The organism is Pirellulales bacterium (assembly GCA_036490175.1).
Lineage (GTDB): Bacteria > Planctomycetota > Planctomycetia > Pirellulales > JACPPG01 > JACPPG01.
Genome location: DASXEJ010000303.1, coordinates 84,829 through 109,575, shown reverse-complemented (window position 1 = coordinate 109,575; position 24,747 = coordinate 84,829). Strand labels below are relative to the sequence as shown.

18 protein-coding genes are annotated in these 24,747 nt (G+C 62.1%); 2 read left to right on the top strand and 16 right to left on the bottom strand.

Annotation, left to right across the window (positions count from 1 at the left end):
- Positions 1-76: 76 nt before the first annotated feature.
- The 10 genes from VGG64_23350 to VGG64_23305 form a co-directional block, all read right to left on the bottom strand.
- Positions 77-1,999, bottom strand: coding sequence for an acyl-CoA dehydrogenase family protein (locus VGG64_23350; GenBank protein ID HEY1602560.1), 1,923 nt, complete (start codon positions 1,997-1,999; stop codon positions 77-79).
- A 181-nt stretch (positions 2,000-2,180) separates the two neighbouring features.
- Positions 2,181-2,414, bottom strand: a complete 234-nt coding sequence (locus VGG64_23345) for a hypothetical protein (protein HEY1602559.1) — start codon at positions 2,412-2,414, stop codon at positions 2,181-2,183.
- Positions 2,415-2,504: 90 nt separating this feature from the next.
- Positions 2,505-2,888 (bottom strand): hypothetical protein, encoded by a 384-nt coding sequence (locus VGG64_23340; GenBank protein ID HEY1602558.1) that lies wholly within the window; start codon positions 2,886-2,888, stop codon positions 2,505-2,507.
- A gap of 449 nt (positions 2,889-3,337) precedes the next feature.
- The gene (locus tag VGG64_23335) at positions 3,338-5,500 is read right to left on the bottom strand and encodes a BBP7 family outer membrane beta-barrel protein (GenBank protein HEY1602557.1); all 2,163 of its coding nucleotides are present in this window, start codon (positions 5,498-5,500) and stop codon (positions 3,338-3,340) included.
- Positions 5,501-5,857: 357 nt separating this feature from the next.
- The gene (locus VGG64_23330) at positions 5,858-6,031 is read right to left on the bottom strand and encodes a hypothetical protein (protein HEY1602556.1); all 174 of its coding nucleotides are present in this window, start codon (positions 6,029-6,031) and stop codon (positions 5,858-5,860) included.
- Positions 6,032-6,507: 476 nt separating this feature from the next.
- Entirely contained in the window at positions 6,508-7,989 is a 1,482-nt protein-coding gene (locus tag VGG64_23325) for a DUF1501 domain-containing protein (protein HEY1602555.1), read from the bottom strand.
- Positions 7,990-7,993: 4 nt separating this feature from the next.
- Entirely contained in the window at positions 7,994-10,954 is a 2,961-nt protein-coding gene (locus VGG64_23320) for a PSD1 and planctomycete cytochrome C domain-containing protein (GenBank protein ID HEY1602554.1), read from the bottom strand.
- Between the two features lie 150 nt (positions 10,955-11,104).
- A complete protein-coding gene (locus VGG64_23315) occupies positions 11,105-11,491 on the bottom strand; it encodes a diacylglycerol kinase (protein HEY1602553.1) in 387 nt (128 codons plus the stop codon).
- 124 nt (positions 11,492-11,615) lie between these two features.
- Positions 11,616-13,121 (bottom strand): DUF1501 domain-containing protein, encoded by a 1,506-nt coding sequence (locus VGG64_23310; GenBank protein ID HEY1602552.1) that lies wholly within the window; start codon positions 13,119-13,121, stop codon positions 11,616-11,618.
- Positions 13,122-13,131: 10 nt separating this feature from the next.
- Positions 13,132-16,275 (bottom strand): PSD1 and planctomycete cytochrome C domain-containing protein, encoded by a 3,144-nt coding sequence (locus tag VGG64_23305; GenBank protein ID HEY1602551.1) that lies wholly within the window; start codon positions 16,273-16,275, stop codon positions 13,132-13,134.
- 239 nt (positions 16,276-16,514) lie between these two features.
- On the opposite strand from VGG64_23305, the gene VGG64_23300 reads away from it, so the two are divergent.
- Positions 16,515-17,954: a DUF1501 domain-containing protein gene (locus VGG64_23300; GenBank protein ID HEY1602550.1), complete on the top strand. Its 1,440-nt coding sequence runs from the start codon at positions 16,515-16,517 to the stop codon at positions 17,952-17,954.
- A gap of 15 nt (positions 17,955-17,969) precedes the next feature.
- On the opposite strand, the gene VGG64_23295 is transcribed toward VGG64_23300, so the two are convergent.
- The 6 genes from VGG64_23295 to VGG64_23270 form a co-directional block, all read right to left on the bottom strand.
- The gene (locus VGG64_23295) at positions 17,970-18,752 is read right to left on the bottom strand and encodes a glycosyltransferase family 2 protein (protein ID HEY1602549.1); all 783 of its coding nucleotides are present in this window, start codon (positions 18,750-18,752) and stop codon (positions 17,970-17,972) included.
- A gap of 75 nt (positions 18,753-18,827) precedes the next feature.
- Complete coding sequence (locus tag VGG64_23290) at positions 18,828-19,880, bottom strand: hypothetical protein (protein HEY1602548.1); 1,053 nt, start codon at positions 19,878-19,880, stop codon at positions 18,828-18,830.
- Positions 19,881-19,939: 59 nt separating this feature from the next.
- A complete protein-coding gene (locus tag VGG64_23285; protein ID HEY1602547.1) occupies positions 19,940-20,803 on the bottom strand; it encodes a hypothetical protein in 864 nt (287 codons plus the stop codon).
- A 1-nt stretch (position 20,804) separates the two neighbouring features.
- Entirely contained in the window at positions 20,805-21,485 is a 681-nt protein-coding gene (locus VGG64_23280) for a hypothetical protein (protein HEY1602546.1), read from the bottom strand.
- A 357-nt stretch (positions 21,486-21,842) separates the two neighbouring features.
- Positions 21,843-23,039 (bottom strand): hypothetical protein, encoded by a 1,197-nt coding sequence (locus VGG64_23275; protein HEY1602545.1) that lies wholly within the window; start codon positions 23,037-23,039, stop codon positions 21,843-21,845.
- Positions 23,040-23,246: 207 nt separating this feature from the next.
- Complete coding sequence (locus tag VGG64_23270) at positions 23,247-24,545, bottom strand: glycosyltransferase family 87 protein (protein ID HEY1602544.1); 1,299 nt, start codon at positions 24,543-24,545, stop codon at positions 23,247-23,249.
- Between VGG64_23270 and VGG64_23265 the strand changes: the two genes are divergently transcribed.
- Positions 24,538-24,720, top strand: a complete 183-nt coding sequence (locus tag VGG64_23265; GenBank protein ID HEY1602543.1) for a hypothetical protein — start codon at positions 24,538-24,540, stop codon at positions 24,718-24,720. The genes VGG64_23270 and VGG64_23265 overlap by 8 nt on opposite strands.
- Positions 24,721-24,747: the final 27 nt, after the last annotated feature.

Genomic DNA, 24,747 nt, shown 5'->3' with positions numbered 1-24,747 from the left:
AACGTGGCCTACGTCAACGTTGGGCACGTGGATGTCCAGGGGCATTTCCGGGAGAATCGATAGCCTTAATGATCCGTTACTTGTCGGTAACAGTCTCATACGGCATCAGAATCTCGCCCGGCGGCAAACCGGCGATCGGCTCAAAGCCCCCTTCGGCGATCTGGGCGCCCAGCTTTGTGACCGCACGAAAATAGGCGTCGCTGGGACGTTCGTGGGTCAGCTTGTGCCGCAGGTCCTGGCAGGCCACGTCGCCGGCGGCTCGGATCATTTCGTCCGCCTGCCGGCCAGCGTAAAGCGAAGTGACAAGCATTGTCACCAGGTTCTGCACCCGCAATGAAAGGTTTGACATCCGGCATTGTCGATCGGCAAGTTGCAGTTGATGGGTGCGCATCGCGCCGCTGATCTCGCGCGCCATGTGCGACAGTCCATTGATGGCGAACTGCGCATGCTCGGTCAGTTGCCGCGGCATCTGCGGCAGGGGGCCCACGTGACGGCTGCCGAAGCGCTCGCCGAGGAGCCACTTGGCATAGGGCAGCAGCACTGGGGCGAGTTTCGCTAAATGTGCCGGATTGGCCATGTTCGGCTGTCGCACTCCTAGCTGCGCCAGCACGCGGCCCACCGGCTCGAAGAACGTTTTGCCGTGCTGTTTCACCAGCGACTTGAAGAACGCCATGCCCAGCATCTCGCCTTCGCCTTCGTAGATACAAGGCGCGAAATACTCGTGGCAGTTGTCGCCGAACAAATGGCCGTGCAAGAAGGAGCGCCCGCCGTGCGTTTTCATCAGGAATTCGACCGCCGCGTCTTTCTGCGCTTCGCTGCCGAAGATCTTGGCGATCGTGCATTCCATTTCGCCGCGGTAGCCCGCGTCCAACAGCCAAGAACACCACGCCACAAGCGCGTCGCATGCCACGATCAGCCCCGCCAATTGCCCCACGCGCCTTTGCACCAGTTCGCGGCGGAAGATAGCCTCGCCATAGGTGTGGCGATAGCGAGCCCAAGGCAGAATGCTGGCCAGCATCACACGCAAGCCGCCCGCCGCGTTGGCGCATACCGCCACGCGTCCACGGTTCAGGCCATGGTAGGCAACTGTCAGTCCGTTGCCGAATTTGGGCTTAAGCAGGTTTTCCTTGGGCACGCGGAAGTTCTTAAACAAAAGTCCGTTGTTATAAGAGTGCTTCAGCGCGTACAGCCCGTAACGCACCAGTTGAAAGCTTTCGCTTTCTTCGAGCAGATCTATCAGTAGCACCTCGGGCCGATCGTCGATCATGCAGACCAGGGCCACAATGCGACCAGGAATGGCGTTGGTGATGAATAGCTTCTCGCCATTGACCACATAATCACCGCCATCGAGCACCGCCCGCGTCTTGAGAGCAGTCAGATCGGAGCCGGCACCTGGCTCGGTGAGGGCAAAGCCCGAGATCCGTTCGCCGCTGGCCAACTTGGTGAGAAAATGCTCCTTTTGGTCGGGCGTCCCCATGCCGTGCAGCGGATCGACCGCGCCGACGCAGCCGTGTACGCTTCCCAGTCCGGCCAACGTGGGAAACACAGTCGTCATCCGCGTCAGAAACGGCATGTAGACAGACATCGGCGCAGCGTGGCCGCCGTATTGCTGATCGACCAGCATTCCCCAGTAGCCGGCAGCACCTAACTCGGCAAAGACGTGTGGATACAACTTGCCGCGCTCGTCCAAGAGTGTGCCGGCCGCGATGTGGCGGCGAACGATCGACAGCGATTCTTCCATCGACTTCGCGCAGGCCGGGGTTGGCGCGGGCGGCGGCGAAGGCTGGAACAACTCCAGCGGAAACCGGTGGTCCCACACCGCGCGATGAATCGGGCTGGCCGTGGTCTGGTAGCGAGCCTCGAAGAACGATTCCAGGTGCTCGTCGGCCCGGTCCATGGCACCGGTCTTGCGAGCTTCCTCTGCGCTTTTGCCCCCCAGCTTCAGCGACGTTTCGACGAATGTCTCTGACCCGGTGTCGGGCGTTTTGATCTGCGACATGGCGATGAACCCTCCCTACGGGCGACAGGTGGGCGACGCGTGCGCGGCCGTCCGGGCGGCACCAATCCAGAAAAGTGAGACCGCGATACCCCGGCGAGCTTCACTTATAACAGACCAGCCAGCGCCCGGCTAATTCTGTCAGCCAGTGGCGGGCTGCGACGAGGATGTGCCCGGCGCTTTGCTAGTCTTCGAGGCCAGAGTTGTACATTTCCAGAGTAAGATTCTCGATGAACAAATCGAGCTCAACTTCGGACGTCGGTTCCCGATCGAAGGCGTGGCGAAAGGCATGAAGGCTTCGTTCTTCGGTAAATTTTTTCCCGAAGCCGTCGAAGCGCCGAGGGCTCTGGATACGAGCCGTCTGGATTCCGTCCTTTACGTCCCATTGCGCTGCCGACACGCAGACGGTGCGGGGCATTCGCTCATAGAGGAATTAAAGGCCAAGCGCGTGGCGCGTACTAAGCGAACGCCGCTCTTGCGACTTTTCCACGATACGTCTAGGCCGATCCTAGGCGCTCTGCGGAGCGTTTTCCGGCAGCGGCGGACGCGAGGCACTAGGCGTATCGCAGGCCACGCACGGGGCGAGCGTAATCATGCCGCTGCATTTGGGGCAACGGATGTGGCTCTCGAGCGTGAAGTAGTGGCCATAGGGCACACCGGCCAGGCAAAGCTGGCGGATCGCCTTATCTTCGGCCATGTCGATACGTTCGACTTCCGCTGCGTTCAGGCCCACCGCCGCGGCGATGCGTTCGTAGTCGGTGATGCCCATCTCCATTAGCGAGATGGCAGCCGCTGCCGAATAGGGGACCTTGATGCCGCGAACGGTCGGATGCCGCCAGGGGCGACGCCGGGTCTTCTTGGTCTCGGACTTGGTCAACTCGGTCTTGCTCATGGACTCTTGGCGGGGGGCTTTGGCGGCCTTCTGACGAGTGCCGACGGTCGGCGACCGGCCAGACGGCCTGGTGCGGGGGGTACCTTCCGTGTCCCGCGGTCGCTGAGCACGCCGTGTCGGGGCTGCCCGGCGGGGGGAACGCTTATGTCCGCAGTTTGCAGTCATCGAGGTGCTTTTCACAAGGGGGAAAATCGAAAATTACATAAGAGTAGGAAAAATGCCGCCGGTCTTTCGGCTACCAGGGGCTACTCCTTAAGACGCGTCCGGGTTTCAAAGAGTTCACCCAAATGGGTTTAGCTCGTGCAAAGAGTGCGGAATCAGGCATATTTGCCGGGTTTTTCGCCGTTCCTAACGCGCGACCCCAACTGCGCGGCCGAACGTACAGAGAAGCTGCTTCCAGCGGCGCACCCCCTGGAGGTAGGTTACGCGTCAAACCGGCAAGAAGCGCGTCAGAACGTGAACTCAAGGCCCCCTGTCACTCCCTGCAGCCAAAGGCTCGACTGGCTGAATGTGTTCTGAGGATGGGCCGGCCCGACGAGCGTGCCGCCGGCGACTTGCGAAGTGTTGACCGTCGTATCGACCTGCGCCCCGGGGCGAATCACCCGCGAGACCCAAGTGAAGTTGTAGCCCACCGTCAGCCGCATGGCGGGAAAGACCTGATAGCCGAGCTTGAGATCGACGCTCGGAATGACCGCGAAGTGGTTGCTCGTGAAGGTGCCGATGTTCGAGGCCTGTGTCAGCAATCCGCCTACGTATTGCGCCTTGAACGGGCCAGCAATCGCGGCCGTCGCGCCGTCGACGGTCAGCGTCTCTTGCATATTGCCCATCGCCACGCGCGTCTCGCCGCCGAACCACCAGCGGCGCAGGCGCAGCTCCGTTCCCAAACCGATGTCGCCACCGTTGAAGACATTGCTGGTGGCAAAGTAGTCGGAAGTCATCACGCGCGAACCCGCCAAAAACGTTTCGGTCGGAGGGGACGATGTGCTGGCGACGAACAACGATTCGGCCACGTTGAAAAATCGATAGCCGCCTACAAGAAAGAATCGTACCGGCGAAGTGTACTGGCTCAACGATAGTCGGCCGCCGCCGCCGGCCGATTGAATGTTGCTGGTCTCGTTGATTTTGATCGAACCGTTGACGTTAACGGCGATCGTCGCCGGCGGCGCGGGCATGAATCCGGGAAATGCCACGATCAGCGAACTGGCATGATTCACCGCCGGGTTGTCGTTGAAGAACGGTCGCGCCAGTATCGTGCCCGTGGAACCGGAACCGAACGTCGAAGTCGCGTTATAGTCCGTCGAGGCCGTGGCCAGCGCGTAATAGTGGCCTTCGAAGGCGAACGTCTGGGCGTCGTCGACCCAGATCCCTCCTTGCACGCGCCCGCCGGGCCGGATGCCCGTATTGACCGTTTGGTTGCCGAACAAGACGCTCGTTGTTGGCAGTCCCAAAATGCCAGCACTCGTTTGTGGCGTGCCAATGGGGCTGGTCGTAGCCAGCGCCGGAACGTGATCTCCTTGGACCCACCAGCCCAACGCATCGAGGCTGAGGTAATGTCTCGGCCCTGGTGGCGCATAGGGAAACATGGGGGGCGGAGGCGAATACGCCGGACCAACCATAGCGGGTGGAGCGGCGTACATCGGAGCGGTCGGCGGTGTTCCGCAAGAAACAGGCGACGTGGCCACCGCGCGCGGCCGAAATGGATTCTGGAAGGGACTGCTGACCGGTGCCACCAGATACTGTGTTACGGCGGCAAAGCTTCCTACTAACGGTATCTCGGCCGGGATCGGTGTCACACCACTCGCTTGCCCGGCCAGGCGACTGGTGCGGCGGACAAGTATCTCCGCACGGTTGCGATCGCTGGCCGTACGCGCGCGACGCCAGGCCTCGCGGGCCTCGGCCTCAAGCGCGCCGGCATCCTTGGCGACCGGCCGGCCGGCTGTAAGGGCGGCGACTGCCAATTCCAAATCGTCGAGCGTCGCGGACACGGGCCGCTCTTCGCTCATCGTCGCCGGCAACCGCGTGGCGCGTGGTTCGTCGAGTAATTCCGGTTCGGCCAACTCGTCCTCGTAGCCGACTAGCGCGACGCGATCGCCAGCCCGGGAAGACGTATCATACGGAATGCGTTCGCTGCGGCGTTCGTGGCCGACGGTCGCGTCGGGTCGCAGATACTGCTCGTGAATCCAGCGAAACTCGCCCGCCGGAGGTGTGATTTTGTACCAGGTGGGTTCCGTGCCAGGCGTCACGGGAGGTTGTTCGATCGAAAGCTCCACCGTCTCATCGCGATCGAGTAGCACCTGAACGACATCGCGACGCTCGTCGAAGCGGCTGCCGACGCCGGCCTCGGTCCGATGACGAACAACGCGGGCCGTGCCGTCGCGTTGTAAGGCGATCGCTTCGGCGGGCACCCAACTGAAGCTGCCAGCCGGCGGCCGCACGCGGCACCAGCCACCGGCGTCGTGCCCGCAGACTTCCACGCGGTCGCCATGTCGCAGAATTTCGGTGGCGTAGTACCCGGTTCCCGGACCGCTGCGCACATGCACATGATCCGCCTCGACCAGGGCGGTGTACGTTGTCTCGTCGGCCCGCGCCGAAGCCGCAACGATCGCTAGCATTGCCATCGTTGCGCAGGCCAAACCATGACGGAGCATTGCTACCGACACGCCGATGGCGCGGCGATTCCGGCTATCTTTCCCGCGCCAGGCGTTTGTGCGGCGCGCAGCGAAAAGCATGGCCTGCCTCGAGCGATGAAAATTTCTGACCTTGGATGTGGTTTGGGAGAGCGCGCGGAATCAGCCGCTGCGCGTCCAAGCCCGTTTACACAAGCGCACGGACGCAACTACGCCAGAACGGCGCAAAAACTCTGAGGGGAAGGCGTGTAAATAGTTCATCTGTCGGCCGCGTGCAAGATCAGTTATTTGCTGGCTGTGGGCGTCGTCGCCGCGCGGTACAGCCTCGTGTGCCCAGCCGGTTTAACGGCCTGCGAATAACCGGCTTCTCAAGCGGCGCGTTTTGGTGGGCCATTGGGTGTCGCGCAGTCGCAATTCTTTGGCCAGAAACGATTCAGTCTCGCGCAGGAATTTCCGCCGCAGCGCGGCCGCGGATGCCTTTTGTTGCGTTGGTGGTTGAAAGTGACTGAAGATCATTGGAAGACTCCCTATCGATGCGACCCGGCCGCGTTGCGCGGTGTTGGTCGGCTGGATGTGATGGAAACAAGTGGTTCCTGCAGTTTTGTGATTCCTCTGCGCGGGGGGGTGGCAATCGCGTCGTTGACTTCGCGCATCGCGACAGGCCAACAAAAAAGGCCCGCCTCGCCTGGCGGCGAAGCGGGCCTGGAAGAATCCAGCAGGACCCGTAGAGCCGCGTTTCACCCGGGAGGAGGATGCGAGATGCCGCGCTGCGCACGATCGCGGAGTAGCGTGCCGGCGCACGTGTCCACCGTCATGTCAGCGTTCGGCGTACGTTTGACCATGAAATGCATCGCGATAACCTGGGCGAAAAAATCCGGCTGGCGAAAAGGGCAATAGCGGCTGCGATCCATCGCGCCGGCCCTACATGAAGAGAGACGTACCCCCGACTCGCGAGGTTCGCGCGTCGGCCGCCGCACGGCGTGGCACGTTTCTTAGGCCAGGATCGGCCGAATGACCTGGCCGGCGACGTCGGTGAGGCGGAAGTTCCTGCCTTGAAAGCGGTACGTCAGCCGCGAGTGATCGATGCCGAAGAGGTGCAGCATCGTGGCATGCAGATCATTGACGTGAACGGGATTTTCGACCGCCTTGTAGCCCAGCTCGTCGGTGGCACCGTGGCTGATGCCGCCGCGAATGCCGCCGCCGGCCAACCACATCGAAAAGCCCTGCATGTGATGGTCACGGCCGTTGCCCTGCGCCATGGGAGTGCGGCCAAATTCGCCGCCGTAAACGATCAACGTTTCGTCGAGCATGCCGCGCTGCTTCAAATCGCGAATCAAGGCCATCGCCCCACGATCGACCTCGGCCGCCGTGCCCTTGACGTGTTCCTTGACGCTGCCGTGATGGTCCCAATCGCGGTGATAAAGCTGGATGAAACGCACGCCACGCTCGGCCAATCGACGGGCCAGCAGGCAATTCGCAGCGAACGAACCATCGGCTCCGGGCGTGCCGTACATTTCCATAACGTGCGCCGGTTCGTCCGACACGTCCAGCAGATGCGGCACGCTGGCCTGCATGCGAAACGCCATTTCGTATTGGCTGACTCGGGTGGCGATCTCCGGATCGTCCAGCACCTGGTTGCCCTGAGCGTTCAGCGCCTTCACGGCTTCTACCACGTCGCTCTGCCGCTGGCGATCGACTCCGGGCGGATTGCCTAGATACAGTACCGCGTCTCCCTTGGAGCGAAATTCAACCCCCTGAAAACGACTCGGCAGAAATCCGCTATTCCACATCCGGGCCGCGATCGGCTGCGCCTGGCCAAATTTACCCAGCGAGGTCATCACGACAAAACCGGGCAGATCCTGGCTGTCGCTTCCCAGCCCGTACGTCAGCCAGGCCCCCATCGAGGGGCGCCCCGAGATCGTGGTGCCCGTATTCATGAACGTGTGGGCCGGATCGTGATTGATCGCGTCGGTGTGCAGCGAGCGAATGATGCACATCTCGTCGGCCACTTCCGCCAGTCGCGGAAAGACGCTCGAGATGTGCTGGCCCGATTGGCCACAGCGCACAAACGTATGTTGCGGCGCGAGACAGGTCAGCTTCGCGTTCTGCAATTGCGCGATCGGCTGCCCGGCGGTGAACGACTCGGGCATGGGCTGGCCGCTCATCTCGGCCAGCTTCGGCTTGTAGTCGAACGTCTCGAGGTGCGACGGACCACCGGCCATGTAGAGATAAATGATGCGCTTGGCCCGCGGCGCAAAGTGCAGCGGCCTCACCACGCCCGACCACGGTGCCTCGCTCGGTAGAGCAGCACTGCGCACGGCCGCGTCACCGCCACGCAGCAGCGCGGGATTGCCCATGGCCGCTAGCGCCAACGCCCCGACGCTCGCTCCGCCTCGTGCCAGGAACGTGCGCCGGCAAATTTCTTGCTTAATTGCAGCGACGTCGAACGTATTGCCGCGATTGTGACCGTTCATAGGTTTAGTACCGCGTGATCGTCTCGTGCAAATTTAGAATCGTCCGTGCGACCGACGTCCAGGCAGCCAATTCGGCCGCGTCGATATCCTGCGGCGCGGGAGTTTCGCCCACGGTCAGCAGCTTGCGGGCTTCTTCGACATTGCCGAGGTAATACCGTCTGTGCCGCTCGTGCAAATCGGCCAGTACGGTTAGCTCATCCTGCGTCGGCGCGCGTGACAGCGCGCGACGCACCGCCCAATCGATCCGCTGCGGCGTGTCGGCACCTCCCTGGCGCATTGTCCTCTCGGCGAACACGCGTGCCGCTTCGACAAAGATGGGGTCGTTCAACAGTACCAAAGCCTGGGTCGGCGTGTTCGACCGATTCCGCTCGGCGGTGCATTCCTCGCGTGAGGGGGCATCGAACGCCAGTAGACTCGGATGCAAGAACGTACGGCACCAATAGGTGTACAGTCCACGACGGTAGAGATCAGCACCGTGGTCTGCTTCGTATTCGCGAACCGGGAAGTTCAGATGGGCCCAATACCCTCGCGGTTGATAGGGCCGCACGCTGCGACCGCCGATCGTCGGAACCAATAAGCCGCTGACGGCTAGGGCATCGTCGCGGACCATCTCGGCATCCAGGCGGAAACGCCCCTGCCTGGCCACGAGCAAGTTGTAAGGGTCCTTCTGTTGCGCCTCGGCCGTCACGTGCGACGACTGTCGATACGCTTGCGACGTGACGATCTGCCGCCACACATGTTTCACGTTCCAACCACTGTCGATCAGCTCGGCTGCCAACCAATCGATCAATTCCAGATGCGTGGGCCAAGATCCTTGGGCGCCCAGATCGTCGAGCGGCGCTGCCAGGCCGCGCCCGAACGCCAGCTTCCACAGACGGTTGACCAGCACTCGTGCGACGAGTGGGTTATCGCGCGAGACCATCCACCGGGCGAGATCGAGTCGCGTGGCCCGACGCGATTCGATGGCCAGTGGCTTGAGAAAGCCCGGTACGTTCGGCGAGACAATCTCGCCCGATTCGTTAAGCCAGTTGCCGCGCGGCAACACGCGCATCATGCGCGGCTCGCCCGCCATGGCGACCAGAGTCCGCAGCACTCTGGCGTCGACATCTTTGCGCTGCGCGGCGAGCTTCGCCTGCTCGTCGCGCGCGGGATTCAACAAGGGCGCGATCCCACGATGGTAGGTCGCGATCGTTTTCTTTTCCTCATCGTTGCGGTCGGTCGCCGGCTTGCCGACGATGGGCACAATGGCCGCGGGCACGTCCCCCTCGCTTACGCGGAAGTAAAACCCGCTCGCACCGCCGGCGCTGGCCACCTTCAATAGCAAATGGTTCGTACCAGGGTGCAATGGCAGGGTGACCTTGTCCTGGTCGGCAGCGGCAGCCCGTTTGGCACGCTGGGCGAACGCTTCCTTGCCGTCGTGCCACACGCGCAATCCGTCTTTGCAGCCGAGCGACAGGACCAGCGGCATGGCCCGCGGCGCCTCGATCGCCCGATAAAGATACGTCGCTCCGCGATCTCCAGGCAGATTGATCACCGCACTATCGGCCCACTCAGCGTGTGGCATCCAGCGCAGCGCACCATCGGCAAACACGGCCGAAAGGTCGACGCCGTTCTCGGGACCAAATGCCGTGTCCAGCGCCTTCTCATAGCTTTCGGCCGCAAATGGTCCCAGGGCATGCCACCCGCCCAGTTGCGGCGGATGGGCCAATTGCTCGCGCGCTTGCGCTTCCCAGGCCAGCTGTGCGTAATCGAGATCCGGAGTTTGCGTGTCGAGCGTGAGGCGGACCTTGGCGATCTGCGCGTCCAGCTCGGCCAGACGTTTTTCTTGCTCGGCCGACGGAACCGGCACGGCTGGCCCCGGCAGTGCGACGGCCTGTTCCTGCACATCAGCAAAGAACGCCGCAAAGCTGTAGAAGTCCTTAGTCGTAAACGGGTCGAACTTGTGATCGTGGCATTCGGCGCAGCCCATCGTGACGCCGAGATACACGGTCGAGGCGTTGCGTACCCGATCGGCGGCGTACTTGGCAATGTATTCCTTCGGCTGCGCTCCCCCCTCGGTCGTCGTCATGTTCATGCGGTTGTAGCCCGAGGCAACCTTTTGCGCGAGCGTCGCGTCGGGCAACAAATCGCCGGCCAACTGTTCGACGACGAACCTGTCGTACGGCATGTTGGCGTTGAACGAGTCGATCACATAGTCGCGGTACGGGGCCACGTCGCGGTGATTATCTCCGTGAATGCCCGTGGTATCGGCATAGCGAACCAGGTCGAGCCAATACATGGCCATCCGTTCGCCGTAGTGCGGCGAGGCCAAGAGTACGTCGACCAACTGCTCGTAAGCTTCCGGTCGAGCGTCGCTCACGAACGAGGCGACCTGTTCCGCCGTCGGCGGCAGACCAAGCAGATCGAACGACAGCCGGCGGGCAAGCGTCACGCGATCGGCTTCGGGCGCCATCGCCAGGCCGGTCGCGGCGTATCGAGTGGCGAGAAAGCCATCGATGGGATTGCGAAGCTCCGCATTGGCGGACGATACCGACGGACGTTCGATCGCGGTGTAAGACCAATGCTCCTGCCAAGTGGCGCCCGCGGCGATCCACGATTTCAACAGTTCGATCTCGCGCGGCGTCAGATGCTTGCCGGTCTCGGCAGGCGGCATGCGCAGCGTTTCGTCTTCGCTCGTGATGCGCTTGATTAATTCGCTCTCTTCCGGCTTGCCTGGCACGATGGCGTGCGAACCATTGAGATCGGCCGTCGCGCCAGACTGCGTGTCGAGCCGCAGGTCGGCGGCCCGCTTGCCCTTGTCGGGGCCGTGACACGCGAAGCAATTCTCGGCCAGGATCGCGCGGATGTCGCGATTGAACTTGATCGCTGGTTCATCGGCCGCCACGCAGAGCGCGGCCGGAAAGAACGCCAGCACTAATGCCAGTGCTACTCGGCGGGCAGGGCAATGACGATGGCGTGCGGCCATGGTGATCGTCGCAATTGTGAATGGCCAGGGCGGGCTAGCGGGGCCGGAAGGCTGGGGCAGGGTTTGGGGAAGCAAAAAACCGCTGGGTTCAGTGTAACAGCAGACTCCGGCGGCTCAAGCTTTTCGGCCTGATCCCCTTACGGATGGGCCTCACCAGTTCAGGTTTTGCGCAAGTAAATTGAGAAAGACCACGGCCCCAATGACCATCGCGCCGATCGAGGCCACCAGCACCGCTCCGCTGCCGATATCCAGGGCATCGCGAATGTGGATGTTGGGTCGGTCGTCGACGGCCTTGGCCAGTTGTTCGAGTGCCGAATTCACCATCTCTACGCTAAGCACGATCGTGATGCACCCCAGCAGCAGACACCAATCGACGATCGTCGCTCCCAGCGCCAGCGCCGCCGCAATCACCACCGCAGCCACGAAGAAATGGACCGAAAAGCTGCTCTGTCCGCGGACCCCCAATTTTGCGCCGCGAAAAGCGCAGCGGAATTTGTTGACCCACGAATTGCGAGAGCCGGTTTCCGGTTTGGACATGGGATAATCCTGGCGCGCTGAGAGACCAGGTAGTCGGGTGCAATCGTTTCTCTCGCCGCGCAGAGGATAACGTATCAGGTTCGCGCGGGGGAGAGCTATGCCACCTGGCCGGTGCCGTTGCGAGCTACGCCAGCAATTTTTCCACCACCCGGCCGTGTACGTCGGTCAGGCGGAAGTCGCGCCCCTGAAAGCGGTACGTCAAGCGGGTGTGGTCAAAGCCCAACTGGTGCAGGATCGTGGCATGCAGATCGTGGACATGAATGGGCTCTTCGACCGCGTTGAAGCCCAAGTCGTCGGTGCCACCGATCGTGATGCCAGGCTTGAACCCGCCGCCGGCCAGCCACATGGTGAAGGCATTGGGATGGTGATCGCGTCCGTCGTCGCCGCCCTGCACCATCGGCGTGCGGCCGAATTCGCCCCCCCAGATCACAATGGTGTCTTCCAGCAGGCCGCGCTGTTTGAGATCCTTCACCAGTGCGGCGGTGGCGCGATCGGTGTCCTGGCAATTCTTTTGCAAATCCGCTTTCAAGTTGCCATGTTGATCCCAAGCCTCGTGGAATAGCTGCACGAAGCGCACGCCGCGCTCGATCATCCGGCGGGCCAGCAAGCAATTGTTAGCAAACGATGGCTTGCCCGGATCGGCGCCGTACATGGCCAGCGTCTCGGCCGACTCCTGTGCCAGTTCCATCAGTTCCGGAGCACTGGCCTGCATGCGGTAAGCCATTTCGAACGAGTTGACGCGTGTCGAGATTTCCGGATCGCCTACGACGTCCAGCCGCATCCGATTCAGCTGCCCCAGCGTATCCAGCGAGTCACGCTGCAATTGCCGGTCGACGCCCGGTGGGTTCGAGAGATACAGCACCGGCTCGCCGCTGGTGCGCAACGCCACACCCTGATAGACGGTCGGCAGAAAGCCACTTCCCCAGTTCGAGTTGCCGCCACTGGGGCCCTTCTTGCCTGAGTTCATGACGACAAAACCCGGCAGGTTCTGCGATTCGCTACCCAGGCCATACAACGTCCAGGCGCCCACGCTGGGCCGGCCGAACTGTTGGCTGCCCGTGTTCATCAGGATCTGTCCCGGCGCGTGATTGAACGCGTCGGTGACCATCGAGCGGACGATCGTGACGTCGTCGACGATTTCCGACAGATGCGGCAGCAACTCCGAGACTTCGGCGCCGCAGCGGCCGTGGCGGGCGAACTTGAACTTCGGCCCCAGCAGCTTCGAATTCGGATTGATGAAGGCAGCGCGATACCCTTTGAGCAATTCGGCGGGGGGGAGTTGCCCATCGAACTTGGCCAACTGCGGCTTGTAATCGAACAGCTCCAGGTGGCTGGGTGCGCCGGCCATGAACAGAAAGATTACCTGCTTGGCTTTCGCCGCGTGATGCGGAGTGCGCGCGGCAAGCGGATCGGCCATGCCAGCTGGCGAATCGGCGGCCATTGCATCGGCGCCGAGCAACTGTGCGAGCGCGATCGAGCCCAGCCCCACGCCGCAATCTCGCAAAAACCAGCGACGAGCCGTGAGTCTTGAATTCTCGGCAGCGGAACTTGTACCGCTCGGCCGGCCATCTCCCCGGAGGCGAGATGACTTTGAGCGTCGTGCCGGCGTGTCATTGTTCTGTCCGCTCATCGCGTGGCCTCTACTCTTTCGTGATCGTTTCGTCCAGGTTCAACAACACGCGGGCCACAGCCGTCCACGCAGCCAGCTCGGTGGGGGTCGAACCTTCTGGTAAATTCGTCGGTGCAGTCGTCTCTGCGGTCGCCGGGCCGAGCAGTTGCCAAGGATTCAGCCAGCCGGCCGACAGCCGCTCTTTTTGCTGCACATAGAATCGGGACAGTTCGGCCGCTTCGTCGAGCGTGGGGGCGCGGGCTACGCACAAGCGGAAGGCATACGTCAATCGCGCGTCGTCCGCCTGTCCAGCTTCGGTCAGCGTTCTTCTGGCCAATGCTTGCGCACACTCGACGGCCACCGGCTCGTTCAACGTGGCCAAGGCCTGCAGCGGAGTATTCGAGCGAACGCGCCGCACGCACGAGAAATCACCGTTAGGTGCATCAAACGTTTGCAGGACCGGATAGGGGAGTGATCGATAGCGGAACGTATACAGCGCGCGGCGATGCCGATCCTCGCCGGTGGACAATGGCCACGTTTTCGGTCCGTAACTTACCGGCGGCAAGAGCATGAACTCGGGCAACGGGGGAAAGACGCTCGGTCCACCCAGCCGCGCGCTCAACAGGCCGCTGGCCGCCAGCGCCACATCGCGCACGACTTCACCTTCGACCCGGAACCGCGCCCCGCGCGCGAGCAAACGATTATAGGGATCGCGGGCCAGCAACTCTGGCGACACACGCGACGCCTGCCGGTACGTCGCCGAGGTGACTATCAAGCGATGCAACTGCTTCAGGCTCCAGCCACGCTCCATAAAATCGACTGCCAGCCAATCCAGCAACTGTGGATGCGACGGCGCCTCACTTTGCGTTCCCAGGTCTTCACTCGTCGCTACCAGTCCTGTACCGAAATAGGCTTGCCAGACTCGATTCACCAGCGCCCGGGCTGTGGTCGGCGAACGCCGGTCGACCAGCCAGCGTGCGAACGACAGCCGCGTGGCGGGTTGATCGGCGGCCAACGGATGCAGAAAGCCCGGCACGCCCGGCGTGACGACACGGTCTGGTTTGAGAAAATCTCCGCGCTTGAGCAGATGCGTTTCGCGCGGCATGTCGCGCGGCAACAGCGCCAATTGCGAGGCGCCGGCCGGATGCGACCGCCACAATTCTTCGATGCGGGCGTTCGCCTCTTGCCAGGTGGGTACCGTCGTGCGCCAGTGGCTGAACAGCGCGTCGAGCTGACGCGGCGAACGCTCAGCGCTAGGCACGGCCAGAATTTGCCGCACCTGCGCCGGTAACGGATCAGCAACTACCGCTGGCGCGGCGGTGACGGAAAAGCGGAATCGCCCCAGGTTATAGTTCTGATTGTCGTCGCTGTTCCATCCCCCATGGTTCTGCAGCAACGAGAACGTGAGGATCGTTCCTCCTTCGTGCACGATCTGCTCGGCAACGACGAACACCGCCTTGCGCGGCTGGTTGCGGCGGCCTGGCCCGTTGTCGGTACACCAGGCCGTGTCGTTATTGCCGTCGATGGCAAAGGCGATCGGCCCCGTGATGCGCCGCTTATTGCTGCGATCGTCAAAGATTTTGTCCAGCGGCGTTTCCGATGGATTGACGTCGGCGGTAGCTGCCACCAGCTTGACCTTCTGCTTTTTCTCTGGCGCATTGGCTGGCGCGACCTCGACATTGAATTCGCTGAGCGCCGCGGTCCCCAAGACCGATCGACCGGGTCCGCCCAAAGGCAGATTGGGGTCCGTCAGCAATTCCAGGCGGAAAGCTCCGATCGGCGTCGCCTCGGTCCGCGCCGTGATCTGCACCGTGTGCTTGGTCGGCGCGTAGCCTTGGGCGAGAATCGATCCATCATCCAGCGGCAGGTGCTTTTCGCCGCCGCTGGTGTCGACCTCGGGCTGGACGACGACCCAATTCGGTTGATCGTCGCGAACGGCCGCCTCCCAGCGTGCCAACTGTTCGGTCCAGTCGGGCGTACGCTGCTTCAAGTCGGCTTCGATCTCGGCAATCTGTCGCAGCACATCGGCCCGATGCATCTGCTCGTCGGGCGTGTAGGCGGCGATGTTCGCTTCGTGCGCGTCATTCAACAGCGCGAAAGTTCGGTAATAGTCTTCTTGCGTGAGCGGATCGAATTTGTGATTGTGACACTGCGCGCACTGGATCGTCAGGCCGAGGATGCTTTTGCCAACGGCATCCATGCGATCGAACATCGCCTCCATGCGAAACTGCTCGGGATCGATGCCCCCTTCTTCATTGGTCATCGAATTGCGCAGAAAGCCCGTGGCCACGATCTGGTCCTGGCTGGCATTGGGCAGCAGGTCGCCGGCGATTTGCTCGATGACGAACTGATCGTAAGGCAGATCGCGATTGAGCGCGCCAACCACCCAATCGCGATAGAACCAGGTCTGCCGCGGCTTGTCTTTTTCATAGCCATCGCTGTCGGCGTAGCGCGCCGCATCGAGCCAGTGGCGTCCCCAACGCTCGCCGTAATGCGGCGAAGCCAACAAGCGCTCGACGGCCCGCTCGTACGCGCCATCGGCGCGGTCGGCCAAGAAGGTATCGACGTCGGCAATCGTGGGAGGCAGACCGATTAAATCGAGCGACAGCCGACGCAACATTGTGACGCGATCCGCCTCTGGAGAATGCGCGAGCCCCTCCGACTCTAATCGCGCGAGCACGAACTGGTCGATCGGGCTACGTGCCCAACGCGCATCGCGAGGTGTCGGCAGTTCGCCGCGTGTGGGCGCCTGAAACGCCCAGTGCGGTTTCTTCAGTCGATCTTCGCCCGCCAGTTCGTCAGGCCACGGGGCGCCGGCGCCGATCCAGCGACGCACCAATTCCAGCTCTTGAGGTGAAACGCGTTCCCCCTCAGGAGGCATGCGCAGGTCTTTGTCGTCGCTCGCGAGACGCGCGATCAAGGGACTGTCGGCTGGCTTGCCTGGCACGATGGGAGTCTCGCCCGATTCTCCGCCTGCCAGGGCCCGCGAGCGCACGTCGAGTCGGTAGCCCGAAATCTGCTTCTCGCCACCATGGCACTTGTAACAGCGCTGCTCGAACAGCGGTCGGATCTGGCCGGCAAAATCAACTGCCGCCGGCTCATCCGCGCCGGCCCGCGCCGCCGCTACGACGGCCGCGACAAGGACGATCACGAGGCGGGTACACCAAAGCCGCATGAGAAGAACCTGATCGGGAGGGATAGCAAGGCAGGTATCGCGACCTCCAGTGTAATGCCCGCCGACGGCGAAAAAAACCCGCCGCCCGATCGTCTGCCAGCGTAATGCGCGACGAAGTTCGAGGCGTTTGGGCGTTTACGATCTGGTTTGACGGCCCGGCCAGACCGCTTTAGCATGAGGCCGGTGCCTGCGGGCCCCTGAACGCCTGAAGTGCTTGGCTTCCATGCTGGAACTTCCGCATGCTCTATATCCGCGGTGGTACGCCCGACGTTCGACAAGCGTGGTCGCGACGCGATGTGCTGCGCGTCGGGCTGGCCGCCGGTTGCGGCATGGTCGGCGGCTTGTCCTCGCTGGGTGATATCGCGCAGGCCAGCCCCGCCGGAAATGGCCAGCCAGGGTCTGGCAGGGCCAAATCGCTGATTCTCGTCTATCTCTTTGGCGGTCCCAGCCATATCGACATGTGGGACATGAAGCCCGCAGCCCCCAGCGGGATCCGCGGCGAGTTTCAGCCTATCGCCACTAACGTGCCGGGCATCGAGATCACCGAGCACTTGCCACTTTTGGCACGGCAAGCCGACAAGTACTCGATCATCCGTTCGCTCACCCACGGCGACAGCTCGCACGGTTCCGCCTCGCACACCATGCTGACGGGCCGGCGGCCGATGAACCTGGGCGAAGTACCGCCACGCGAAGACGATTTTCCGCATTACGGCGCGGTGCTCGGCAAATTGCGTCCAACCGCACCGGGTACCACCCCCTTTGTGTCGTACCCTTGGAACATTTCGACGAGTACGAATGTCGTGCCAGGTCAAAACGGCGGCTTCCTGGGTCGCGCGTTCGATCCCTGGCGCGTCGAACCGGCAAAGCGCGCGGGATCGGTGTTCGACGTGCCGTTGGCCACGCTGCCTGAAAGCGTCGACATCGGTCGGTTGCAGGCGCGCCGCCGCTTGCTCGACAGTCTCGCCGCCCAGCGCGGCACCGAATCGCTCGGCGAGTTGGCCACGATTTACGAGCGGGCGTTCGACTTGCTACTGTCCCCCAAGTTCCTGGAAGCGTTCCGCGTCGAGCGCGAATCGGATGCGATGCGCGAGCGCTACGGGCAAAACGTGTTCGGTCAGAGCATGCTGCTCGCCCGCCGCCTGGTCGAGGCAGGTGTGCGGACCACGGTAGTGTACTGGCCCGACCGATCGGAGCCGGAAGCATTCAATAACAATGGCGTCGTCGACAAGGTGGCCGTGGCCGCTTGGGACACGCACGGCCATCACGTGGGAAACACGCCGAACTTTCCGCGTTTGCGCGATCACAACTTGCCGCCGCTCGACCGCGGGCTGACGGCGTTGTTGGGCGACCTCGGCGAGCGTGGTTTACTCGGCGAGACATTGGTCGCTGTAACCGGTGAATTCGGCCGTTCGCCCAAGATCAACGGCGATGCCGGCCGCGATCATTACGGCAACGTCTTCTCGGCACTGTTGGCCGGCGGCGGGATCGCGGGAGGCCGCACCTACGGCACGTCGGACAAAATCGGCGCCTTCCCGGCGGACAAGCCCGTTACGGCCGGCGATTTTGCCGCCACGCTGTATCACGCGCTCGGAGTACCCCCCGAAACCGAGATTCACGATCGCTTTGGCCGACCGCTGCGCGTCGCCGATGGCACGCCGCTGTGGGAGTTGCTGGCATAGCGGCAGAGCGTGTTTTCAGACCAGATATCCCACATCGGGATGGTACATGCGCGGTTTGAAACCCAACGGCAACCCCGCCTTGCGCTGGTTGAAGATGCGATCGATCTTGGGGTTATCGACGGCGCCGCGATCTTGCCCCAGCGATTGTTTGTGCAGGTACCAATGCCCCAGCAGCATCGGCAGCATCACGATCTGCCGCCCTTCGGCAGCCATGTGTAGCACGAACTCCAGGTCCTCGGGCATCGTCCGCGACTCGACGTAGCCCCCCACGGCCAGCGCCTGGTCTGCGTCGACCACGGCCATGGCATCGATGTAGTTGCGTTCGAAAATGGATTCGTTGAGAAAATCGTTGGAGATGATTTCACTGACGGGCCCATCTGGGCCGCCGATCCGCACAACGAGATTTCCATAAGTAAACGCCGCTCCGGTATCCTTGGCGGCGCGGTAAAAATGAAAGACGTTCTCGGGAATCAGTTCGTTGTCGGCGTCGAGAAAGCAGACCCATTTGTAGCGAGACTCGCGGAGTCCCCGATTGCGCGCGGCGCCCAAGCCGCGATTCTCGTCGTTCGCGATAATCTGCAGCGAGCCGGTGGCGTCCATCATCGCCAAACGCAGCAGCAACCGCTGTGAGCCATCGCGCGAAGCATCATCGATCACCAACACTTCGCAACCCAAGCCATGCCGGGCTAGCTCTCGAGCCGTTGCCAGTGCGCAGCCGACGCTGCGATACAAATAGGATCGATGATTCCAATTGGGAATACAGATCGAAATCCCGTCGGTACGTTTGCAGGCTTGCATCACGCAAATTTCCTGTCGAGTATCACGGCCGACGGACTCGCCGAAGTAAATCACAGGCGCACCGACGGCATTCGCTTAGTTCTCAGTAAGCAGGGCCACGCGCGCTGCTGCACATTCGCCTGCGGCTCGATTGCCGCGTGCTCCATGCGGCGGTGGCACATTGTCCGCAGAGTCCGCACGTGCGGCGTTGTGCGTTGTCCGCAAGCCCAGCGCGCCGGCCACGTGTGAGCCGAACGTGTCGCGAGCCATTAGGAAATCTTTCGCGCGGTTGTACAGCACCCGACGCCCCTGTGTTTCGATCGCGGCCAGAAACGCATCAACGCTGGCATGGACCCAGGGAATCTCCTGGAACAAAAAGTAGAACAGCGGATCGATTTTCACGGGGACCGCGCCATTGCGGACGGCGTGCAGCGCTCGCAAACACTCGTGGTAGGGCGAAAGATGATGGCTGGCCCAGACGTAGTATTGCGTTCGAGCGAGTACCCGATCGAGCGACTGTTCCGATAGATTACGCGCGCCATCGCTGCCGAACGGACGCAACGGGGGCAGAAACAGCGTGCCGGCAGCGCCGAGCATTCTCGAAAGCGCGTCGACCACCTCGGCGCGTTCCTGCGTGGCGTGGCCAACCATGGTCCACGGAATCGGTCGGTCCGCGTCGTACGGCGTGAGATTCTGCCGGTGCCGTAACGTGAACGATTCGGGAATCCATACGTAAGTCAACCCACCCAGCTTCGGCAGCGTGGTTTGCGGAACCATACCCAGGTCGAGCACATGCGTCATCGCGTCGCCGATTTGCGACATTTGGTTCTGGAACCAGGAAGTATGAATCCCGTCCAAATTCAGCAACATGCGACGATGAAATTCCTTCAGCTTGTCTCGCAATCGATTCGTCCAGGCGTCGAAACCTGCCGAAGAGTTGGCCGGCCCGGCGAGGCTGAACAGGCACTCGGCCGCGCTAACGATGAGAATGCCTTGTTGCGAACCGATCTCAAGCCGCGTGGACCCGAGCAATTCCTGCGGCGTGATAAGCCTTGAGCGAATGCCAAGAGTGGTTAGATCTTCTTGCAATTCGTGCGCAATGGCTTCATAGAACCAGTTCAAGCCCGACGGATATAGTATGTGCAACAAAGCCGATATCCTCATCGCCGTAGCGTCAAATCTGGAAGGCTTGCAGTTCCGTCGCGTACTTAGCGTGCCGTGCCGTGCGAATGACCGTTGTTTCCTACGGGCGACCGTTGGCCGCCGGCCGGCATAAGCAGCGCGGCGATCGACTCTTCCTGCGCCAATGCCGTGCGGCGCAGCGCCACAACCTGTGCTTCAAGCGTGGCAATTGTAGACTTCAAATGGACAAGCTCCCCATGGTTGGTGTCCGCCGTCGACAGCCGACCAATCGTGGCCCGCAGACGGAGATTTTCTTCGGCCAGGTGTAACGCGTCCAAATCGTCACCCGAGAACGTACTCGTCAGTTCCGTCGCAATGCCGTTGAGCTGTACGAGCCGGCTGCGCGCCGCGATCAGCAGGCAAGCCGCGCGCCATAAGGGCGGCGCTGTCGCGAACAACGGCAGGAACACAACGTCGGCGCCGCCGTGCAATACGGCTTGCAAGGATTGCGCAAGCGATCCATCGAGCGTGCCGGTCAACCCGTAACATAAGGCCAGCGAGTTTTCCGACGTGCTGTCGGCCAGCCAGTCGTCGGCGGGCCGGACATGCGCATTGAATAGCAGAAGCGCACCAGCTGGGGCGGCTCGGTCGTACTCAGCAGCCAGCGAGATCTGCAGAGTCGTTGAACCTTCGACAGGCTGCGCCGCACGAAATAGCTCCATCACGCCGGCATCGTCAACTTGCAACGACTTGATTCCGAGGCGCGCGATCAGGTGCCAGACGAGCACATAGTCCACGTCGCCGAAGGGACGGTCGCCTGTGGTCGCGTTCCGTTCGAAGTATGCGTGATACTCCCGACGCCGGTCCAGCAGCTCGTCAATCAAAGTATTCGTTTTCGCGGAGATCATGCGCAGGTGAAGCGGTGGTTCGTGGGGTGTTTTAACGATCATGTCATGCGACCAGGGGCAGCTCCGCGCCGTGTACGTGTATCGGGCGCTTGGTGAGCATCGGCACACGTAAATGGCTGAGCGGCAACGGGGCGTAGCCCGACCTGATGCCACGCCACAAATAGTGGCTCATGGGATCAACGCCCGAGGTCAGGCACTCGGGGTGGAATTCGGTATAGCTGCGGGTATCGAACAACGGTCCGCCGACTCGCAGTTCCTTGCTGCCGTAGCGCAAATAGTGCAGCAACGGATTCATATCGGCCGCGGCAACGTCGGGATGAATTTGCAGATAGTACCGGCAGTCGAACAGTCGATTGGGATTGCGCCCCTCGCGCCAACCGTGATCGAGAAAATGCTGCACGGGATTTACCTCCTGATCGAGGAAGCAACCGTTCGTGCGCACGTAGAATGGCAGATCGAATATCGGGTGCGGACTGCGCCCTTCGCGCCAGCCGCGGAGAAGGAAATGCGACAATAGCTGATCGCCGGGGAGAGTCAGGTCGGCATTCATCTCGCGGTAATATGCGGCGTTGAACAGCAGCACGAGGTCTTCAGCCCCGTTCGCGTACTCATAGGGCAGGACCGCCTGTGGTACCTCAGAATGAGGCGCACGCCGTAAGCCCGGGGCATACCGACGAACCACTTTACCGAGGACCTGCCGTACTTGACGGACTCGATGATTCATGGTCGCACCGCGCGGGTTCAAACGTCCGCTAACAAATCTGGCAAGAAACTGCCAGCACTCGTCTATAACAAGTCGACAGATCGCATCGCTCGCTCGTCTAAGCCCAAATCAGGCACCGAAGCAAACCCGCGAGGCTAACGGCCGCATTTTGTAACTCGTTTGCGCCAAAGGCGTCAAGGTTGATCGGCCGCTCGCGACCGGTGTCCCGGCGACGTGATCGATCGTCAGCGCGGTACAACGGAAATCAGAGTGCTGGCATTGCCTGCAGAGCTAGCTTAGAAGCCGCATGGCGGAGCAAACGGCTTTCGTCCGCACTTCGTCGCGGCGCGTGGGCCGCCGCCGAAACAGAACGGCGTTTTAGAACGGCATATGTCCGGGCAGACCAAACGGGTTTTGCACCGGTATGATCAAATCGCCTACCGGATAGATGCGTGTGCTCATCACGCTGTCAGCCTGTTCCTTCGTCGTGATCAACAGAACGTCGTTGCGCACGATCCAACTCAGGTCCAAGTCATTAAGGACCAGCCGCAGAGCCGAAGCCAGTGTGATGCCGCGGGCTTTGCAGGTGACGGGCACGGCGCTACTGATCGCGACCAGAGACAGATTCTTGTTGTCGAGCTGGATCTCGATGCCGTGCTTGTCCTTGAGATAGTCGACAGCGTCCGCCAGCGGCATGTTCTGGAAATCGATGCTGGTCGTCTCACGGAGAGCCTTGTTGATTTTCTCTTCGCCGGGGCCAGGCTGATAGGTGCTGGCCGTCTCGCCCCACTTCCTGCGGCGTGCGGACAACGACTGCCATTGCGTGGCCGACGGATAAACGATCGGCGGATCGTCGGAAATGACGGCCTGCTGCCTGTCCTCGGTTCGGAACTCTTCGTACAGTTTCTGGCGTCGACGCTCGGCCAACGATTGCGCCTCCGCGATATGGAGGCGCGTACGCGATTCGAGAGCCAGGGCCGTGCTGGCCGCAACCGCTGACGTGCCCTCACCGGCCAGGCGTGCTTGCGCCTCGGCTTGGCGGTATTGCTGGCCGGCCGCCAGTTCATTGACGCGTGCCACGTTCCGTGATGCTGCCTGTTGATTGGTCACTAGCGCGTGATTGAGCTCCTGCCGCGCCGCGCGCATCCTTTGGGCCTGGTCCTGATCAATGGCGCGACGGTTGCGCGCTCTCGAAGCACTCTCCGCCTGGCCTTGCACAGTGCCAATCTGCGCGAGCAATTGATCGCGCTCGGCCGGCGCTAGCTCAGGAGCGGCACGGACGCGTTGGCGGACCATCGTCAGCGCGCGAGATGTTCCCACCGGGTCTGCTGCCATCCGCTCGTGGGCCTTGGTCAGTGCGGCCCGAACCTCGGCGGCCAGCGCTTGCCGCGAAACCTGCCGCACACGCTCGATCGAGTCGAGCATCGCACCGTCGACCTCGCCCGTGCGTGGCGAAGGTGTAACTGCCGGAACGGCCGACGAGGAAGTACTACCAGGAGGGGCGGCACAAACGGACATGGTCCACAACGCCGATAGGAGCAGCGCAACGCCACTGGCACGAAAGATCTGCAACATGCCTGGCCCCGCCATGTGCGACCATCCTTTCCCTCGGGCTCGGGCGGACTTTGGGCGAACAAGCCTCACCCTATCACACTACGCACCTGGCAGCGAAACGGCCCTGGAAAACTAACGGACTTTTCAGGGTCCGCCGATCCGTGCATTTCATTACGGCCACCGGCGGAAACGCGTCGAGGTCTCGGGGCAAGAGAAGGGACGCACCCTTCAAGCTGCCAGGCTGTAACCGTTGGGAGATACTTCCTCGGCAGCATTTGCCGACGGACCGGGCGACCGAGTGCCTATAGCCAGCACCACCAACAGGACGCTTGCCACGGTGTGAGGCTGGTACGAGCTGAGCAGGTCACAGAGTGTCAAGCCCAACAGGTCCTTGTGAACCAACAACATCAGCGCCGTGGCCGCTCCGGCCGCATTCCATTGCCACCGTCGGGCTCGACCTGCAGCGGCATATTGTGCGAACAGTAAAGCCGTGGGAATGACCAGCACCAGGTGCTGAAGCCAGCACATAGGTGACAAAAGCGCCGTGAGAGAGCACATCGCGGACCACTCCCAGGCGATTGCTTCGCCACCGTCCGTCAGGTCAATTGACCGCCGGAAGCGCCACGCCAGCCCCAGGGCAAACACCAGCAGCGCCCCTTGCATGAAGCGCTTGGCGGATAGCGGATCGAAACGCGCCCAGCGTGCGAGCGGTCCGCGACCAATGTACAGAGGATGACCCTCTGGAAAATCCTCCACCAGTCGCGCCAGCATCACGGGCAGTGACTGGTTGTGCATCGTTGCCGGTTCGATGCCATTTTCGGCCGGGTCGTCTTGCGCCATCAGACGGCCGGCATAGTCAAACCATTGTGAATGCAACTCGATATTCCGCTGCCAACCCACAAAGAGGCCCGGCAACAGGCAAAAGAAAACGGTTGATCCAGCCATCCAGCCTGCGGCGCGCCATTGGCGCTTCCAGAGCAGGAACGGCAGAAAGATGAGCGGCGTGACTTTGTAGACCGCGGCCAGACCCAACGACAGTCCGCACAGCGAGGATCGCCCGTGCAGCAATCCCCACAGAGCCACGGAAAGCAATTCCAGCAAGAACAGCTGCAAGCCGCATTCGACCAGGTCGCGATGGACGTAAGACCCGGTCACAGCCAGTGCCAGGAGAGCGGGAATTGCCCAGGCGGGAACGGGTCGCCTTTCGAAATCCGACCAGAATCTGACACACCACGCCAGTCCCGCGCACGTTGCCAAGAGCCAGATGGCGCGGTCCAGCCGATACGGCATCCACGCCGTAGCGGCGTCGATCATCGCCCGCGCTGGTAGATAATGATGGCCGAAGGCGTCGTACAGCTGGTCCTGAAGGAACGAGATTCCGAGCAAGCGATGCCACAGGAAGTCGTTGTCATAACGAAAAACGCACAGAAAGAATTCCACAGCCGCCAGCGGCACGAGCGCGCACATCCCCAGCGCGATCAGGCGCGCGGCACGCGGCGACAAGGATGGAGTCGGTTCGATGCGCATCGAAGCGGCCCTTTGTAACCTAATGGGCGACAAGCGTCGGCGCGAGCTGGAAAGTTCCTGGCCAAACTTTCCGATCGCGATTGCTGCGCGCACTGCTAGCGACCGCCGCCGCCCCGCCTGCGCGATCGGTAAGGTCGTCCGCATGGGGATCGGCCGGCCCTGCGCCCAGGCTTGAGAATAAAAAGACTCAGGCGACCTATGT

Bases quoted from the DNA above. Each gene is read 5' to 3' on its own strand.
- VGG64_23350 (HEY1602560.1), bottom strand. From the start codon at position 1,999: ATGTCGCAGATCAAAACGCCCGACACCGGGTCAGAGACATTCGTCGAA.
- VGG64_23345 (HEY1602559.1), bottom strand. From the start codon at position 2,414: ATGCCCCGCACCGTCTGCGTGTCGGCAGCGCAATGGGACGTAAAGGAC.
- VGG64_23340 (HEY1602558.1), bottom strand. From the start codon at position 2,888: ATGAGCAAGACCGAGTTGACCAAGTCCGAGACCAAGAAGACCCGGCGT.
- VGG64_23335 (HEY1602557.1), bottom strand. From the start codon at position 5,500: ATGCTAGCGATCGTTGCGGCTTCGGCGCGGGCCGACGAGACAACGTAC.
- VGG64_23330 (HEY1602556.1), bottom strand. From the start codon at position 6,031: ATGATCTTCAGTCACTTTCAACCACCAACGCAACAAAAGGCATCCGCG.
- VGG64_23325 (HEY1602555.1), bottom strand. From the start codon at position 7,989: ATGAACGGTCACAATCGCGGCAATACGTTCGACGTCGCTGCAATTAAG.
- VGG64_23320 (HEY1602554.1), bottom strand. From the start codon at position 10,954: ATGGCCGCACGCCATCGTCATTGCCCTGCCCGCCGAGTAGCACTGGCA.
- VGG64_23315 (HEY1602553.1), bottom strand. From the start codon at position 11,491: ATGTCCAAACCGGAAACCGGCTCTCGCAATTCGTGGGTCAACAAATTC.
- VGG64_23310 (HEY1602552.1), bottom strand. From the start codon at position 13,121: ATGAGCGGACAGAACAATGACACGCCGGCACGACGCTCAAAGTCATCT.
- VGG64_23305 (HEY1602551.1), bottom strand. From the start codon at position 16,275: ATGCGGCTTTGGTGTACCCGCCTCGTGATCGTCCTTGTCGCGGCCGTC.
- VGG64_23300 (HEY1602550.1), top strand. From the start codon at position 16,515: ATGCTCTATATCCGCGGTGGTACGCCCGACGTTCGACAAGCGTGGTCG.
- VGG64_23295 (HEY1602549.1), bottom strand. From the start codon at position 18,752: ATGCAAGCCTGCAAACGTACCGACGGGATTTCGATCTGTATTCCCAAT.
- VGG64_23285 (HEY1602547.1), bottom strand. From the start codon at position 20,803: ATGATCGTTAAAACACCCCACGAACCACCGCTTCACCTGCGCATGATC.
- VGG64_23280 (HEY1602546.1), bottom strand. From the start codon at position 21,485: ATGAATCATCGAGTCCGTCAAGTACGGCAGGTCCTCGGTAAAGTGGTT.
- VGG64_23275 (HEY1602545.1), bottom strand. From the start codon at position 23,039: ATGTTGCAGATCTTTCGTGCCAGTGGCGTTGCGCTGCTCCTATCGGCG.
- VGG64_23265 (HEY1602543.1), top strand. From the start codon at position 24,538: ATGCGCATCGAAGCGGCCCTTTGTAACCTAATGGGCGACAAGCGTCGG.
- VGG64_23270 (HEY1602544.1), bottom strand. From the start codon at position 24,545: ATGCGCATCGAACCGACTCCATCCTTGTCGCCGCGTGCCGCGCGCCTG.